Source organism: Mesorhizobium sp. B2-5-13, assembly GCF_006440535.1.
GTDB classification, from domain to species: domain Bacteria; phylum Pseudomonadota; class Alphaproteobacteria; order Rhizobiales; family Rhizobiaceae; genus Mesorhizobium; species Mesorhizobium salmacidum.
The window spans coordinates 118,233-134,986 of record NZ_VFUI01000010.1 but is presented as its reverse complement, the minus strand read 5'-3'; the positions used below and the strand labels follow the sequence as shown (position 1 = coordinate 134,986).

The window sequence follows — 16,754 nt, the reverse complement described above, 5'->3', positions numbered from 1 at the left end:
TAACCTTCTGGTACAGTGCGGGCTTTGCCGATGCCGCTCATCTGGCGCCCGCCTTTTCCAGCAGGCTCACCATTTGCACGTAGCCGTTCTTGCGCGCGTGCCGCAGCGGCGTCACGCCATCCTTGTCGGCGAGATTGACGTCGGCGCCGGCGTTGATCAGCCGGCTTACGATCTCAACATGACGCGGTCCGCCATCGGCCAGAATGATGGCCTCCAGCAAGGCGGTCCAGCCGAGCTTGTTGACGTGGTCGACATCGACGCCGGCCTCAATCAGCATGCTGACGGCCTCGACATGCCCGCGTTCGGATGCCGGAATAAGAGCGGTGCCGCCGTAACGGTTGGTGCTCTTGAGGTCGGCTCCGTGCTCAAGCGTCATCTTCAGGATTTCGATATGCCCGCGGGCGCCCGCGTAAAGGTATGGGCTGTCGCTGATATTGTCCTTGGCGTTGACGTCAGCGCCGGCCTCGATCAGGGCCCTGGCGGCGTCCACCCTGTTGCGCTGGATCGCGACGAGAAGAGCCGTGCGGCCGTTTGCGTCGCGCGCGTCGATGCTGGCTCCCTTGGAAACGAGCGTCTTGACCGTGGCGACGTCGTCCTGTTCCGCCGCCGAATAAAGTGTCGTCTCATTCATGGTCTGTCCCAACGCGATCAATGGAATGCAGGCGGCGATCCCGCACAGCAGAATTCTGCGCTTCATGATCCGGCCAAGCTCCTCGATAGGCTGGCTGCGGAACCCGGATGCCTTGCCGCGGCGAACGACACTGCCTTGCCCTGCCGGGAGGCGGTGAAATCATGCGGCCTGGGGTGCAATTCCAGGCCGACAAGCAACTCGGCAAGCCTGACAGCCGCCGAAACCCCTTCGACCACCGGGATGCAATGAAGGCCTGACAGCCGCTTCGCCATGTCGGCCATCCCGGCGCAACCAAGGACGATGGCGTCGGCGCGATCCACCCGGAGCGCCTCCCGAATCTCGGCGCCGATGATCGACAATGCCGCCTCGCCGTCCGCTTCCAGCGCCAGCACCGGAATGCCGCTTGCCCGTACCGTGGCGAAGGACGAAAGGCCGTAGCGGACCAGATTGTCCTCGAGAATGGAAATGGAAACCGGTAAGGTCGTAATGACCGTGAAGCGCCTCGCCATGATGCTCGCGACACGCGCCGCGGCCTCGCCTATGCCGATGACGGACTTGCGCGTCAGCATACGCGCGGCGTCGAGCCCGGTGTCGTCGAAGCAGGCGATGATATAGGCATCGACGGCATCGTCCTGCTCGGCGCGTTCGATGCGCTCGAGAAGACCCGGAACCGCCATTGCGCCATCGATCGCGCCCTCGATCGAAGCAGGTCCGTTCTCGTTCTGCATGACGATGATTTCCGTGCCTGCCTGCGCTGCCCGAGATGCCGCGGCACCGATGGACGTCGTCATCGACGCTGTCGAATTGGGATTGATGATGCCGATGCGTGTCATGCGATAATTCCTGAGGGCTGACCGACGGAACGAGCGTTGCAACCGCCGGCGATCGCCGGTGACCTGTTTCGTCTCCAGATCGACCTATTCGATCAGATCCGTGTCGCGGCTGTGCCGCCAGAACCTGGCGGGGGTCCTGAGCAGCTCGCGCAGGCCCAGCCGCTCGATCATCAGTTCCGTCTCGCGTTGCGCGGCATCGAGCACGGCATCCTGATCGACATGAACGGGCTTGCGGTCCCGCAAGAGCACGCGTCCGCCGACCAGCACGGTGTGGACATCGTTTCCATTGGCGAAATAGGTGACGCGGAATTCCGGCATGTTCGCGGGGTAGAGATGCGGACGTCGGAGGTCGACCAGGATCACATCGGCCTTCTTGCCGGGCTCCAGCGATCCGACCTCATGATCGAGCCCAAGCACGCGCGCGCCGTCGATGGTGCACATCTCCAACGCCTTGCCCGGCGGAAGCCAGCTTGGGTCGTGGAAGTAGGTGCGGTGGTAGTGCATGCATTGCTGCATGTGGCGGAACATATCCGCCGAGCGATCTGGTGCGGTCGCATCGGAGCCGATGGCGACCGTGACGCCGGCGTCCAGGAGTTCGGTCACCGGGCAACGTGCCAGAATGGCGGCTACCGCGCTGGGATTGTGCACGATGCTGGTGCCGGTCTCGGCGCAGATGGCGATTTCCTCTTGAGTAAGAGCGGTTGCATGCGAGAGCAGCGTGCGCGGTCCGAGAACGCCGATCTCTCGGGCGATCTTCACGCTGCCCTTGGTATGACCATCCTGGGTGAAGACCAGGCCGCGCTCCTCGGCGATCCGCTTGACCTTTCGCGATTGCGCCATGGCATCCCCGGCGCCGGGACCATCGAGATGCTCTTGATGCACGGTCGGCGTCAGCAGGGCGACATGCAGGCGATCCTCGTGAGTGCCATGCCAGCGGTCGGCCAGCTGTTGGCAAGTGGCAAGCTGCTGGTCGAACGATACCGGATAGTCCGTGCGGCTGGAGCCTTCCCAGCGCGCATAGGTCAGGGGATGCGGCGGGCGCGTCGTGCCGACGGCCACGACGGAACGCGTGCCGATGCCGAGCACGCCCTCCATATGCGCATTGCCATAGGCCGGGTCGTCGGTGCGCATGACGGAATCGCCGCCACCCAGCAGGGACACACCGGTCGTCACGCCGAACCGCAGGCGCTCCAGCGCGGCAAGCTGCGCCTCCGCGTGCCAGAACTCCGGCGTCGAGCCCGCCGTGTAGGCCCCTTGGCATGCCCGGTACCAGAGATCACTGCGTCCGCCGCCCAACGTCTTGATCAGCCCATGCCCGGCATGAGCATGGCTGTCGACGAAGCCGGGCATGATGGCCATCCCAGTGGCATCGATCGTTTTGCACGCTGGATGGGCTGTCGCCACATCCTCCGCGCGGCCGACAGCAACAATGCGATCGCCTTTTATGGCGACGGCGCCATTGGCGATGATCCGCCGTTCGGGATCGATTGCAATGACGGTGCCGCCCCTGATCAGAACATCTGTCATGCTGCTATCTCTCACAGGCTCGCTTGAGCATTTTCTCTGGACAGGACGCGGTCGAGCGAGGGCGCGAGGCGCAGCAATTCCCGCGTATATTCATGGGCGGGAGCGGTAAACAGCGTTTCGGCGTCCGCAAGTTCGACGATCTCGCCCTGTCTCATCACCGCGACGCGGTCGCACATCTGACGTATCACCGCGAGGTCGTGGCTGATGAACAGCATCGACAGGCCCGCGAGATCGCGTAGGTCCTTCAACAGATTCAGGATCTGCGCCTGCACCGATACGTCGAGCGCCGAGGTCGGCTCGTCGCAGATCAGCAGGGATGGCCGTGGGCCGAGCGCCCTTGCGATCGCGATACGCTGGCGCTGGCCGCCGGAAAAAGCGTGGGCGAACCGCGTGCCCGCATCGCCCGGAAGCCCGACCGCCTCCAGCAGCGTCTCGGCATCCAGCCGCGCCTCCGCCGCGTTCGAGGCGAGCTTGTAGAACAGGATCGGTTCCGCGATGGCCGCGTTGATCCGCAGCCTCGGATTGAGGGCCGAATAAGGATCCTGAAACACGATCTGCAGAGATTGGCGAACGGATTTGTCGCGACGCGCGCCAAGCGCCGTGCCCTGAAAATCGATCGTTCCCGAACTCTGCGTTACAAGACCGGCGATGGTGTTGGCGACGGTGGTCTTGCCGCAGCCGGACTCGCCCACAAGTCCGAATATTTCGCCACGGCGCACATCGAAGGACACGTCCTTCACAGCCTTGAACACCGATGCCCTGCGGCCCGGGATGAAGGACCGCTGGCCGTACTCCACGCACAGGTTTCGCACCGTCAGCTTGGCCTCACCACCGCCGCTTGTGGCGCCGCCGGTATTCTTGCTGCGCACGGCCTGGCGCGCCTCCAGCGTTGCTTTCGTCTCCTCGCTCGGCACCGGCAGGCGCTCGAGCCGGATGTCGATCGGCGGAACGGCTCCGATCAGCGTGCGCGCGTAAGGTGCTTTCGGCTTGGCCAGCACATCACGCGCGGGCCCGCTTTCCACCACGCAACCGTTCTGCATGATCGTCACGCGGTCGGCGATTTCCGCCACCACGCCCATATTGTGGGTCACCAGCAGGACACCGACGCGGCGGTCATCGGCGAGATCGCGGATCAGCTTGAGGATCTGCGCCTGCACCGACACGTCGAGCGCCGTCGTCGGCTCGTCCGCGACAATCAACCTGGGACCGCAGGCGAGCGCGGTGGCGATGACAACGCGCTGGCGCTGCCCCCCCGACAATTGATGCGGATAGCTGCCAAGCCGCCGCTCCGGCTCGGGAATGCCGACCGCCTTCATCAGGTCGAGCGCGCGGTCGCGGGCTTCGCGGCGCCCGATCTTCAGATGCGTCAGCATGCCCTCGCACAGCTGGCTTTCCATGGTGAAAAGCGGGTTCAGGCTGGTCATCGGATCCTGGAAGATCGCGCCGACGTCGCGGCCAGGAATGATCCCCTTGGTGCGGCCGGTGCGGATGTCGATCGGTTTGCCCGCTATGGTGATGGCGCCCGAGGCAATCCTGCCGGGCGCCTGCAGCAAACCCATCAGCGCGTTGCCGACGGTCGTTTTTCCCGCCCCGGATTCCCCGACCAGTGCATGAATCTCGCCGGGTAAGATCGTCAGGTCGATGTCGTCGACCGCGGCGAGGACGCTGCCGTTGGCAAGCGGATATTCGACCCGCAGGTTCCGGATGTCGAGGACGGGCGAAATTGCGTTTTCCATCAGTTCGTCATCAGTTTGGGGTTGAAGCGATCACGCAGATAGTCGCCGATCACGTTGACGGCCAGAACCAGAATCACCAGCACGATGGCGGGCATCACGGCGATCCACCACAGACCCGAGAACAGGAACTCGTTGCCGATGCGGATCAGCGTGCCGAGCGAGGGATAGGTGGCCGGCATGCCCGCGCCCAGGAATGACAGCGTGGCTTCGGTCAGGATAGCGCCGGCGAGGTTGATGGTGGCGATCACCATCACCGAGCTCATCACATTGGGAAGGATGTGGCGCATCATGATCCGGCCAGACGGAAGGCCGATGACCTTGGCGGCCCGCACATAGTCGCGGGAAATCTCCACCATGCTGGATGCCCGCACGGTGCGCGCATATTGCACCCATTCATTGATCGCGATCGCAAAGATCAGGATAAGCGGAGCCCAGCTCGTCACGGTTTCGGCGCTTAGTTGCGCGCGGGCGATGCCGCTGATCAGAAGCGCGACGAGGATCGTCGGGAAGCTGACCAGGACATCGGCGATCCGCATCACGATGCTGTCGATGATGCCGCCGAAAAAGCCGGCTATCGATCCGAGCGCCACACCTATCGCGGCGGCCAGCAGCACCGCCCCGGCGCCGATCAGGACAGATATGCGCAACCCGAACAAGATGACCGACACCAGGTCGCGCCCCTGGTTGTCGGTGCCGAGCAGGAAGCGCGGATCGCCACCGTCCATGAACACAGGTGGAATTTCCATGTCGATCAGCGAATAGGAGGAGACGTCACGCGGATCGATCGGCGCGATCAGCGGGGCGAAGATCACCAGCACCAGCATGGTCGCCAGGACCAGGCCGGCAATCATCACCGAGACGGGCGGAAGCCTGCGCAGCAGGGTGGCATTCGTCGCCATTATCTTGTCCTCAGCCGGGGGTCGATGAAGGCATAGAGCATGTCGACGAGCATGTTAATCAGCACGAACAGGAAGCCGACGAAGAGGAGATACGCAGCAAGAACCGGGATGTCCGGATAACTGACGGCGTTGGTGAAGAGCAGTCCCATGCCCGGCCATTGAAAGACGGTTTCGGTGACGATGGCGAAGGCGATGAGCTGGCCGATCTGCAGGCCCGTGACGGTTACGACCGGCATCAATGCGTTGCGCAGCGCCAGACGTCCATAAATGTAGGTGCGAGGCAGACCGCGCGCGAAGGCGAAACGGATATAGTCCGAAGACAGCACGTCGATCATCTCGGAGCGCACCAGGCGCATGATCAGCGTCAGTTGGAACAAGGCCAGTGTGATCGACGGCAGGATCAGCGATTTCAGGCCGGAAGCCGTCAGGAAGCCGGTCTTCCAGAAGCCGAGATCGACGAGGTCTCCTCGTCCGGATGAGGGGAGCCAGCGAAGGTTGACGGCGAAGATCAGGATCAGCAGCAGGCCGGTAACGAATGTCGGCATCGAAATGCCGACCAGCGACAGCGACTGGATCAGCCGCGACAGGAAGCCGTTCGGCCTCAAGGCGCACACGATCCCTAACGGAATGCCGATGGCCAGCGACATGACGGTCGCGACCACCACCAGTTCCAGCGTTGCGGGAAGCCTGGTCAACAGAAGATTGACGACCGATTCCTGATAGCGAAAGCTCGTTCCCAGATCGCCGTGGAGCGCACGCCCCACGAAGCCGAGGAACTGGACCAGAAGCGGCCTGTCGAGGCCGAGCGTGGCGCGCAATGCGTCCTTCTCGGCCTGGCTGGCTCCTTCACGCACCATTGTGGCGACAGGGTCGCCGACAAAGCGGAACATGATGAAGGCGATGGCAGTTACGGCAGCCATCACGAGGATGGCCTGAAGCAATCTTACCGATAGAACCCGGATCATCAGGAATACCTTGTAGGAAGCGCGGATCGAGCCGGATGGGATTTGCACCGGCCGCCGGTGGGCGTGCGCAAAAGCGGCTTCGCTTTCGTGGGCACACACCGGCGGCGTGGTTTCAGCAGCTATTTCATATGCGCGAACCAGGGACGCACGTATTCGTCGGGGAATTGCGGCATGTCGACCTTGTCGCTCATCGCCCAGGCCACCGGCTGCTGATGCAGCGGCAGATAGAGGGCTTCGTCATGCGTGATCTTGAAGGCTTCCTTCAGCATCTCGACGCGCTTGGCCTCATCGAGTTCGGTCGAAGCCGAACGGGCCAGTTCGTCGATCTTGGCATTGGAAAGGCCATTAGGATTACTGCCGCCGAAATTGCCGTCATTGGTCGCCAGCAGGGCCTGCAGCACGCTGTAGCCGTCCATTGGCGGCAGGGAAGCCCAGCCCAGCATGTAGATGTCAAGATCGCCTTTGTCCATGCGCGGGAAATAGGTTGTCTTGCTTTCGACATGAACGTCGGCCTGGACACCGATCTTGGCCCACATCGAAGCGATCGCCAGGCAGATCTGTTCGTCGGCGATATAGCGGTCGTTGGAACAGGCCAGCCCGACCTTGAAGCCGTCGGGATAGCCTGCTTCCGCCAGCAGGGATTTCGCCTTGGCGACATCATAGTCCAGCGGCACGTCGATCGACTTGTCGTAGCCGGTGACCTCGGGCGCGACCAGCATGCCCGACGTGCGGGACTTTCCGCGCATCAGCCGCTTCTGGATGGTGTTCAGGTCGACCGCATGCCAAAGCGCCTGGCGCACCTTGAGGTTCAGCAGCGGATTGGGTTTGCCGGGCTCAGCATGAAGTTCGGGCCGGTAGCTGAAGCCGAGGAAAATCTCGCGCAGGGACGGGTTCTCGACCACCTTCAGGCCCGGGGTGTTTGTGATCCGGTCGATATCCTGCAGCGGAATCGGGGCAATCATGTCCAACTCTCCCGAAAGCAGCGCGGCGACGCGCGTGGCGGCCGACGCGATCGGGCGGAATTCGACACCTGTCAGATTGTGCTGGGGCTTGTCCCACCAATCCTTGTTGACGGCGAAGACGGAGCGCGAGTCCGGTTCGTAGCTGACCAGCTTGAACGCGCCCGTGCCATTGGCATGGTTGCTGGCATAGGTGACGACGCCGGTCGAGGCATTGCCGGGCTTGAGGGCGTTGTGCTCCTCCATCCACGGCTTGCTCATCATGTAGATGGCGACGAGATCGTTCAGCAGCAGCGGATAGGGCCCGCGCAAGGTCATGTCGACCGTGTAGTCATCGATCTTCTCGACGCCGGTGACGGCGGAGAGGTTTTCCTTGTTGCGTGCACCCGGATCTATCTGGCGCTGGATGGTGGCGACCACGTCGTCGGCATTGAAAGGCTGGCCTTCGTGAAACTTGACGCCCTGCCGCAGATGGAAGCGCCAGCGGGTCGGCGAGACGGTCTCCCAGGAGGTCGCGAGCGCCGGCTCTATGGTCATGTCCTTGTTGCGGCGCACCAAAGCGTCGAACGCCATGTTCTGGACACTCTGGGTGAAGCTGTCGACCTGGGCGTTCGGATCATACGAGATGACGTCGCCCGCCGACGACCAGCGCAATGTCTGCGCAAGCGACGGCGCCGTTACCGACATGACCATCGCGAGCCCCGCCAGGAGGGCCTTAATACACTTCTTCACACGCTTCTCCCATTTCTTTTGTATACCAATTTCCGTTCAGATTGGATACGATTATCCCCGTGGACACCGTACACATCTCGTGCACAATATCAAGTCTGCTGTCTGCGATTTCGCTTTCGCATGTGCAAAAGCACTGAAATGCCGTTCCGGAATGGGAAATACCGATGACCAAGGCTCTGCTCATAGAAAACGGCGTGATCGTCACCATGGACGCAGGGCGAAGGATTTTCTCGAAGGGTCATGTCCTGATGGAGGATGGCCGGATCACCGCGATCGGCGATTGCGCGCCGCCCGCGCCAGACACGAATGCAACACGCATCGACGCCTCCGGAATGGTGGTGATGCCGGGACTCGTCGACACACACGCCCATGCGGGCCACATGTTGACCAAGGGCCTGGGAGACGATTCGGAAGCATGGATGAATACGGCCGGGCGTATCTATGCCGAGGCAACCGACAGCGAATTCTGGGCTGCGGAAGGCGCATTATCAGCGCTTGAGCGCATAAAATGCGGCACGACCACCGCCGCGCTGCTGTTTGGCGGCGGGCCGGATATTATGCGCACCGAGGCGCCCGAGGCGGCTCAGGCGCATCTGGCCGCCGTCGCCGGGATGGGCGTGCGCGAGATACTCGGTGTCGGTCCGAACCGGCCGGGCGCGGCCCACGTCTATCGCGACTACTCACGAAGCCCCTGTGCGGACATCTCCGTTTCGCCGGAGGCCCAGTTGGCCGTGTGCGCCAGACTTGTCGACGACTGGCAGGACCGCAACGGTCGTTTGCGGCTCGCGATTACCCTTCCAGTTTTCACCGCACGCGAGCTCGAAGATCCGGCAGTATACAATCTATCGCGCAAAGTGCGCGACTTTTCTCGGGAAAAGGGTATGCTGCTCATACAGGACGGGCATCGCGGGGGGTCTATCGCCGCTAATGCGGAGCGGCTCGGGCTGTTCGATGGACATTCGCTGCTGGCGCATTGCGTCGAACTGACCGAAGCCGACATTGCCGCGCTGAAAGACACCGGCGCCAAGGTGGCGCACAATCCAAGTGCGCTGATGTCGGTCTCCGGCCGCTGCCCGGCGATAGAACTGATGGAGGACGGCGTCACCGTATCGCTCGGCACGGACGCGTCGGCACCCGACCGCTCCTTCGACATGTTCCGCAACATGTTCCAGGCGCACCGCTACCATGCCCGGCATTTCAGGGACGACGCAGTCTTGCCGCCGATGCAGCTGCTGGAGATGGCGACCATCGAAGGCGCGCGCGCTTTGTCGATGGAAAGCGAGATCGGCTCGCTGGAGCTGGGCAAGCGCGCTGACATCATCCTGGTCAATATGCGCCAGCCGCATCTGTGGCCACCGGCGCATCCCGTGCAAAGGCTAGCACGCTTCGCCAACGGTGCGGACGTGGATACGACGATTGTCGACGGCCGCATCCTGATGCGCGCACGCAAGCTCGTCGAACGTGATGAGGATGCCATTCTGGATCGCGCCGAAAGGGCCTTCCATCTGATGATGAACCGCGCCGGGCTGGCATAGGCCCGTGGCAAGCCGGGACCGGAAACAGGGGGAGACCCAGATGACTGAAGACCTTCTCATTCGCAATGTCAGGCCACTGGGCGGCGCCGTGACCGATCTCTACATTCGCGACGGCCGGTTCGCGCAAGCAACCGGCGGGAAAGCGGCACACGAGATCGATGGGCGCGGGCACATCGCCCTGCCCGGCTTGGTCGAGGCGCATACGCATCTCGACAAGACGCTTGTCGGCATGGACTGGTTTCACAATCGTGTCGGCCCCACCCGCAACGACAGGATCCTCGCCGACCGGACGGCCAAGCGGGAACTCGGCATCGACGGACGCAGGCAGTCAGCGCGCCAGATCCTGCAGACGCTGGCTTTCGGCGTCACGCATATCCGCAGCCATGTCGACGTCGACACGGAAATCGGCATCGCCAACATCGAGGGCGTCGTAGCAACGCGGGAAGCCTTCAAAGGGCTGGTCGACGTGCAGATCGTCGCCTTCCCGCAAAGCGGCATGCTCGGACGCGAAGGCACGCTGGCGCTGATGGAGAGTGCGCTGAAGGCGGGTGCCGACATCGTCGGCGGCATCGACCCGGCGACGATCGAGCGGGACCCAGTGCGCCATCTCGACGCGATTTTCGCGCTCGCCGATCGGTACGGCAAGCCGATCGACATTCATTTGCACGAGCCGGGAGAGTTGGGCGCCTTCTGCCTCGAACTGATCGTCGAACGCACCCGGGCGCTGTCCCTCCAGGGCCGCGTCATGGTGAGCCATGCCTATTGCCTCGGCATGCTGGATACACAGAGGCAGCACGCGCAGGTCGACGCGCTCGTCGCTCAAGACATCGCCGTCATGACCGTCGGCAGCCCGTCCGCGCCGGCGGTGCCGCTGCGCATGATGCGCCAATCCGGCCTCGTGATGGCGTCCGGCTCCGACGGCATCCAGGGCACCTGGGAGCCATGGGGCAATGGCGACATGCTGGAGCGTGCCAAATATCTGGCGCAGCGCAACGGCATGACCAATGATGCCGACCTCGAGGAGACGGCACGCATTTGCACCTTCGGCGGCGCCGAGGGCATCGGCCTGACCGACTATGGGCTTTCGCCCGGGTGCCATGGCGATGTCGTGCTGGTTGGCGCGCGGACCCTTGCCGAAGCCGTCGCCCTCACCCCGCAAAAGCGCACGGTTATCCATGGCGGGCGCGTGCTTGTGCGCGACGGTGTCCTGGCCGGAGACCTGCCTGATGCCGCATAGCCATCAGACGAACCGGCGCGACGATGGTCCTACCCTGCTCACCGCGCGCTGGGTTGTCGGCCACCGTGACGGACGCCATGTCCTCTATGAAAACGGCGAGATCGTCCATGAGCACGGCACGATCCTCTTCGTCGGCCATCATTATGCCGGGCCGGTAGAGCGGCGGATCGATCATGGCATGGCTCTGATCGGTCCGGGGTTTATCGATCTGGACGCGCTTTCGGACCTGGACACCGGCGTGCGCGGTCTCGATCATCAGCCGGGCTGGAAGAAGGGCCGCGTCTGGCCGCGCGACTATGTAGAAGCCGGGCCTGTCGAAATGCTGGACCCCGACGAACTGGCCTTTCAGAAACGCTATGCTTTCGCGCAGTTGATCCGCAACGGCATCACCACCGCTTTGCCGATCGCATCGCTGTTCTATCGCGCCTGGAACGAAACACCGGACGAATTCGCATCCGCCGCGCAAAGCGCCGCGGAATTGGGACTTCGCGTCTATCTCGGGCCAGCCTTTCGCGCCGGCCACTCCGTCGTTGAAGCGGATGGCAGCGTCGTCGTCGAGGTGGATGAAGGGCTCGGTTTGGAAGGTTTGGAACAGGCCATAGCCTTCTGCGAGAAGCATGAGAGCCGGTTTGGCGGGCTGGTGCGCACGATGCTCGCGCCGGACCGGGTGGAATTCTGGACCCCCGGCCTGTTGCGCCGGACCGCCGATGCAGCGCGCGATCTCGACGTGCCTGTCCGCCTCCACTGCTGCCAGTCTTCGTTCGAGGTCGAGACGATGCGTGGCCGGTTCGGCACGACATCGGTCCGCTGGCTTCAGGACATCGGCTTTCTCGATGACAGGGCGTTGCTGCCGCATGGGACCCATGCCACCGACGACGATCTCTGTATCATCGCCAACTCCGGCGCGACATTGGTCCATTGTCCGCTGGTGATGGCGCGGCATGGCGCGGCGCTCGACAATTTCGCGCGGCTCCGCAGCCAGGGTTTGCGCATCGGCATGGGCACGGATACCTGGCCGCCAGACATGGTCTTGAACATGCAGCTTGGCCTGATGCTCGGCCGGATCATGGCCGGCAATCTCGAAACGCCGAAATCAGCCGACCTCTATGACGCCGCGACAACCGGCGGCGCCGATGCGCTTGGGAGGCCCGATCTCGGGCGCCTGCAGGAGGGGGCAGCCGCCGATATCGTCGTGTTCGACCTGTCCGGCAATCACCTGGGCCAAGTGGTCGATCCGATTGCCTGCCTCATGACATCCGCGAGCGGGCGCGACGTGCACACTGTCATCATCGACGGCCGCACGGTGATGAGCGCCGGAACGATCGCCGGCTTCGATTTCGAAACGGCCCACGGCCGTGCGCAGGCCCAATTCGAGCGCCTTCTACATCGCTATCCGCAACGCACCTGGCAACATCCCGGCATTGCGGAGATTTTTCCACCCAGCTATCGGACATTCGTGGCATGAGAGTCTTACACAAACACCTGCCGGCAATTGGAAATGATTTGCCGGCATGCAGGCCGGCGGCCTTATGACCTCGACGGCGGGCTGGCAACTTTTCTAAACTCTTGCTTTGCGAATGCTTTTCTTCGTGCGCGCTTGGACATGAACTCAGGATCGGCCATGACACTGACGATACGTAACCAGAAATCTGCCGGGTCCAAATCCGATGCGGTTTATCGCACCTTGAAACGCGCAATACTCGATCAGGCGCTGACGGCGGGAACCAAACTTCCCGAGGATTCGATTGGCGAACGGTTGGGTGTCAGCCGCACCATCGTCAGGCAGGCATTGGCAAGGCTGAACGGCGAGGGCCTGGTTGAATTGCGTCCGCACAAGGGAGCCTGCGTGGCGGAGCCAAGCCTTGACGACGGCCGCAACATCTTTGCGGTGCGGCGCGCATTGGAGGCTCTGGCGATCGATACGCTGATCGGCAAGCTTACACCGCAGACGATCCGGCAACTCGAAGCCCATGTCGCCGCGGAAGATGCAGCAAAAGCCAACAGCACCGCGGCATCGGTTCGACTGGCCGGAGAATTTCACGTGCTCCTCGCCATGCTGACGGAAAACGATCTGTTGGTGCGCTATGTCACGGAACTCGTATCACGCTCGTCGCTCATTCTGTCGCTTTACGGACGGCCGCATTCGGCCGATTGCGCCGTCTCGGAACATCGTGAGATCATCGCCGCGCTCGCGCAGGCTGATCGGAACAAGGCGATTGCCCTCATGGAGCATCATATCGATGCAATCACCACGCGCGCGCTGCTGAAGGCCAATCCAGGAAATGATTTTCCCGATCTCCTCGCCGCCTACGCACGGGAGGAAGGCCTGTGAGGTATTGGATGGGCCCGGCTGCACGGCGTATCGTGGTTGTTTTGCGTAAATACCATCAGCGCCGAACCTTGGAGACGCTCCGTCTCGGCGCGGCGAAGCTGGCAAGCACATCCTGGCCGCAGAATTCGCTGATGGCACAGCGTTATTCCGCGTTGCCAGTTGCTGTTGGCCACCAGTTCAACCAGCGAACAAGACCGTACCTGCGAATGTACCCACCGGTGCTGCCGCGGCTTTCACTGCCAGCCTCGTAGCGCGACCTACATTTCGTCGCGCTCAAGGATCCGCTGGCCCGGCGCCAGGTTGGGCTGCCTTTCCGCGCTTCCGAGATCGCCTCACCGGCTACGGAAGCTTTGGCCGCGAACTGCGTCGGATCGTCAACGCGATTGCCGACGAATTGGATGTTGAGGTGATTGCGGCCTGAGGCGGGCGAGGTCGGCTGGCCACTTGGCCGAAGGCACTCTACGCAGTGGCCAGTGCTTCGGCCAAGCCTTCGAGCAAATCCTCCGCTCGCTCTAAGGATATTCCGCAAGCTCGAGCATTCCACGCGACCTACCTGCCAACCGCCTTCGTGGTAACTCGTTCGAGACCAAGCAGTAGTATCAGCGTTGCGGCGACCAGGATCATGGTGAGCGCCGCTCCGTTGAAGATGTCACCGCGGTCGGTCAGACTGAAGATCGCCACCGGCAGCGTCACCCAGCCTGGCGGATAGACCATCACGGTCGCGCCAAGCTCACCCATGGAGAGTGCGAAGCTTAAGCCGAAGGCAGCGACCAGATAGGGAGCGAGCAGCGGCAGCGTGACATGCCAGAGCCGGTAGGCCGGCCTGGCGCCAAGGCTCGACGCCACCTGTTCGAAATCGGGCGAAAGCCGTGCCAGCCCGGCCGAGACATTGCCGAAAGTGAAAGCCGAAATCAGCACGAAATGCGCGATCATGACGATCGCTACCGTGCCGTTGAACAGAAGCGGCGGATGGCTGAACGCAACCAGCAGGCCAAGCCCGACGGATACCGAAGGCACCGCGCTGGGGACAAAGAACAACAGGCCAAGCAGCCGCTTTAAGGCATGCGCATGAAGGCGAAGCGAAAGGGCCGCCCAGGTGCCGCTGACCAGCGCCAGGGCGCTGGCCAGGAAGCCGGTGATGAGGCTCGCCTTGACCGAATTCCAGGCCGCGCCCTTGACGACGTCGGCGTAGTGCTCCGTCGTCAAGCCATTGGGCAGCACACCGTTCCATTGGTCGGCGAGACTGGACAAAAGAATGACCGCCAGCGGCGCCAGGAACAGCACGCCGAAGATCAGCGCGAAGAGCATCCACAGCACGATCCGACCAAGGCGCGACCAGACCAGCATGACTAGACCCCCAGCCGGCCGGCGGCGAAGCGGTATAGGCCGAACAGGCCGAGCGACAGCGCGATGTTGACCACGGCGATGATGCAGGCGACCTGATAGGCCGATTCCTGGATCGCCTTGCCGTAGATCAGCAGCGGCAGCGTGATGACGCCCTTGGCGCCGATGAACAGCACGATGCCGAATTCATTGACGGTCAACAGCAGGCAGAGACTGCCGCCGGCAATGAGTGCCGGAATTGCCGCCGGCAGGATGACCTGACGCACGATGCGGAACGGGCGTGCGCCAAGCACGCTCGCCGCTTCGATCTGGCCGCGGTCGACCAGCGAGAAGGCGGCAAGCAGCGGCCGCAGGATGAACGGCGTGTAGACGGTGACTTCGGCCAGCACCACGCCCCAGGTCGAATAGAGGAAATCGACCGGCGGCAGCGGCAGCGAGAAGGCCTCCATCAGTCCCGTATTGAGCATCCCGGCGGAGCCGTAGAGGAAGGTGAAGGCAAGCGTCACCAGGAAGGTTGGCAGCGCGATGAAGGTGTCGATCAGCCGCGCGATGAAGCCGCTGCCGGGGAACGGCACGAAGGCCAGGATCAGTGCCAGCACGAGGCCGACCACCAGGCATCCGGCCGTGGCCGTGACCGAGATCGTCACCGTGTTGATCAGCGCGTTGAGGAAGAAGCGCGAATGCAGCACGCGAAAAATCTCGGTGGCATTGGCGACACCGCCGTCATCCAGAAAGGCCTGCCGGGCAATCAGCGCCAGCGGATAGAAGAACAGCAGGGCCAGCAGGGCCGCCGGCGGCACGATCCAGAATTTGCCGGGTTCTCTCCTGATCGCCGGCGCACGAATGGCGACAGCCTCAGACACCGGCGTCTTCCGGAAGCAGCGACGTATCGGCCGGTGCGAAAAACAGCGGCACCCTGGCGCCGGGTTCCGGCAAGGCCATGGGTAGTTTCGTTGCCGAGACGCGCACCGGCGTGCCGTCGACGTCGAGCACGAGGTGGGTGAGTTCGCCCTGCCAGTGCACTTCCCTGAGTGTGCCGACGATGCGGTTGGTGTGCTCGCTGTCGGCCGTCAGACTGAGATGCTGCGGCCTGATGCAGAGCAGGCTCTTGTCGCCGGCCTTCTCGTCGCGACCGGCGCCTGTGAGCACGGCATCGCCATGCCTTGCCGTGGCAAAGCCTTTCGACCCGACAGGCTCTTCAACCGTCACCGGCAGAAGGTTGGCGCGGCCGAGGAACTCGGCGGTAAAGCGATTTGGCGGACGGCGGTAGAGTTCCGTCGTCGGTCCGTGCGAACAGACCCTGCCGTCGCGCATGATGGCGATCTTGTCGGCGAGCGTCAGCGCCTCGGTCTGGTCGTGGGTGACGTAGAGAATGGTCAGGCCCGGCAGGCTGCGGTGCAGGCGGGCGATCTCCTCGACCATGTTGCGGCGTATCTGCGCGTCGAGCGCCGAAAGCGGCTCGTCGAGCAGCAGAACGCGCGGCCGCACGGCAAGCGCGCGGGCAATTGCGACACGCTGCTGCTGGCCGCCCGAAAGCTCACGCGGATAACGCCGGGCAAAGGTCGCCATGCCGACAGTGGCGAGCGCATCTTTCACCCGTTCGCCGATCAACGCCTTGTCGGCGCCTTGCGCCCTGAGGCCAAAAGCAACATTGTCCTCAACCCGCATATGCGGAAACAGCGCGTAGTTCTGCACCACCATGCCAAGACCGCGCTCGTAAGGTGGCAGGTCGGTCACGTCCGTCGCGCCGATGCGGATGCGGCCGCTTGCCGGCCGCACGAAGCCGGCCACGGCGCGCAGGGCGGTCGTCTTGCCGGAGCCCGACGGGCCGATCATCGCCAGGATTTCACCCGGCGCGATGTCCAGGGTCAGCGGATGCAGCACGACAAGCGCGCCATAGGCGACGCTGACTTTGTCGAAGTGGACGTTGGAACCGGCGCCGCGAACCTTCGCGGCGTCGATATCCATAACACTGGTACCCGTGAAGGCGACGGCCGACATGGCGTTGTTCTCCCGACTGGTTC

The 16,754-nt window shown here is 63.3% G+C and carries 14 protein-coding genes; 4 read left to right on the top strand and 10 right to left on the bottom strand.

All coding sequences use genetic code 11. The features are described from left to right. Positions 1–37: 37 nt before the first annotated feature. The 7 genes from FJ434_RS18300 to FJ434_RS18270 all read right to left on the bottom strand — a co-directional run bounded on the left by FJ434_RS18300 (position 38) and on the right by FJ434_RS18270 (position 8,282). Complete coding sequence (locus FJ434_RS18300) at positions 38–697, bottom strand: ankyrin repeat domain-containing protein (RefSeq protein ID WP_140503783.1); 660 nt, start codon at positions 695–697, stop codon at positions 38–40. After that, on the bottom strand, positions 694–1,464 hold the full coding sequence (locus FJ434_RS18295) for an aspartate/glutamate racemase family protein (protein ID WP_140750446.1): 771 nt from the start codon (positions 1,462–1,464) through the stop codon (positions 694–696). The genes FJ434_RS18300 and FJ434_RS18295 overlap by 4 nt, the downstream gene beginning before the upstream one ends. An 84-nt stretch (positions 1,465–1,548) precedes the next feature. Continuing rightward, positions 1,549–2,991 carry an amidohydrolase family protein gene (locus tag FJ434_RS18290; RefSeq protein ID WP_140750448.1) on the bottom strand — a complete coding sequence of 481 codons (1,443 nt, stop codon included), beginning with the start codon at positions 2,989–2,991 and terminating at the stop codon, positions 1,549–1,551. An 11-nt stretch (positions 2,992–3,002) separates the two neighbouring features. Then, positions 3,003–4,727 carry an ABC transporter ATP-binding protein gene (locus tag FJ434_RS18285; protein WP_140750450.1) on the bottom strand — a complete coding sequence of 575 codons (1,725 nt, stop codon included), beginning with the start codon at positions 4,725–4,727 and terminating at the stop codon, positions 3,003–3,005. After that, a complete protein-coding gene (locus FJ434_RS18280; RefSeq protein WP_140503790.1) occupies positions 4,727–5,626 on the bottom strand; it encodes an ABC transporter permease in 900 nt (299 codons plus the stop codon). The genes FJ434_RS18285 and FJ434_RS18280 overlap by 1 nt, the downstream gene beginning before the upstream one ends. Then, on the bottom strand, positions 5,626–6,591 hold the full coding sequence (locus FJ434_RS18275; RefSeq protein ID WP_140503964.1) for an ABC transporter permease: 966 nt from the start codon (positions 6,589–6,591) through the stop codon (positions 5,626–5,628). The genes FJ434_RS18280 and FJ434_RS18275 overlap by 1 nt, the downstream gene beginning before the upstream one ends. 119 nt (positions 6,592–6,710) lie before the next feature. After that, a complete protein-coding gene (locus FJ434_RS18270) occupies positions 6,711–8,282 on the bottom strand; it encodes an ABC transporter substrate-binding protein (RefSeq protein WP_140750452.1) in 1,572 nt (523 codons plus the stop codon). A 164-nt stretch (positions 8,283–8,446) separates the two neighbouring features. Between FJ434_RS18270 and FJ434_RS18265 the strand changes: the two genes are divergently transcribed. The 4 genes from FJ434_RS18265 (at position 8,447) to FJ434_RS18250 (ending at position 13,386) form a co-directional block, all read left to right on the top strand. Continuing rightward, on the top strand, positions 8,447–9,817 hold the full coding sequence (locus FJ434_RS18265; RefSeq protein WP_140713205.1) for an amidohydrolase family protein: 1,371 nt from the start codon (positions 8,447–8,449) through the stop codon (positions 9,815–9,817). Positions 9,818–9,857: 40 nt separating this feature from the next. Then, positions 9,858–11,054: an amidohydrolase gene (locus FJ434_RS18260; RefSeq protein ID WP_140750454.1), complete on the top strand. Its 1,197-nt coding sequence runs from the start codon at positions 9,858–9,860 to the stop codon at positions 11,052–11,054. Further along, on the top strand, positions 11,044–12,519 hold the full coding sequence (locus FJ434_RS18255; RefSeq protein WP_140750456.1) for an amidohydrolase family protein: 1,476 nt from the start codon (positions 11,044–11,046) through the stop codon (positions 12,517–12,519). Before FJ434_RS18260 ends, FJ434_RS18255 begins: the two co-directional genes overlap by 11 nt. Positions 12,520–12,675: 156 nt before the next feature. Next, the gene (locus FJ434_RS18250; protein WP_140750586.1) at positions 12,676–13,386 is read left to right on the top strand and encodes a GntR family transcriptional regulator; all 711 of its coding nucleotides are present in this window, start codon (positions 12,676–12,678) and stop codon (positions 13,384–13,386) included. Between the two features lie 549 nt (positions 13,387–13,935). On the opposite strand, the gene FJ434_RS18245 is transcribed toward FJ434_RS18250, so the two are convergent. Genes FJ434_RS18245 through FJ434_RS18235 form a run of 3 tightly spaced genes read right to left on the bottom strand, consistent with a single transcriptional unit; the run spans position 13,936 to position 16,731 of the window. Further along, positions 13,936–14,733 carry an ABC transporter permease subunit gene (locus FJ434_RS18245; protein ID WP_140713211.1) on the bottom strand — a complete coding sequence of 266 codons (798 nt, stop codon included), beginning with the start codon at positions 14,731–14,733 and terminating at the stop codon, positions 13,936–13,938. A 2-nt stretch (positions 14,734–14,735) separates the two neighbouring features. Continuing rightward, positions 14,736–15,593, bottom strand: a complete 858-nt coding sequence (locus FJ434_RS18240; protein ID WP_140750458.1) for a 2-aminoethylphosphonate ABC transporter permease subunit — start codon at positions 15,591–15,593, stop codon at positions 14,736–14,738. After that, positions 15,586–16,731: an ATP-binding cassette domain-containing protein gene (locus tag FJ434_RS18235; RefSeq protein ID WP_140750460.1), complete on the bottom strand. Its 1,146-nt coding sequence runs from the start codon at positions 16,729–16,731 to the stop codon at positions 15,586–15,588. The genes FJ434_RS18240 and FJ434_RS18235 overlap by 8 nt, the downstream gene beginning before the upstream one ends. Between the last annotated feature and the right edge of the window lie 23 nt (positions 16,732–16,754).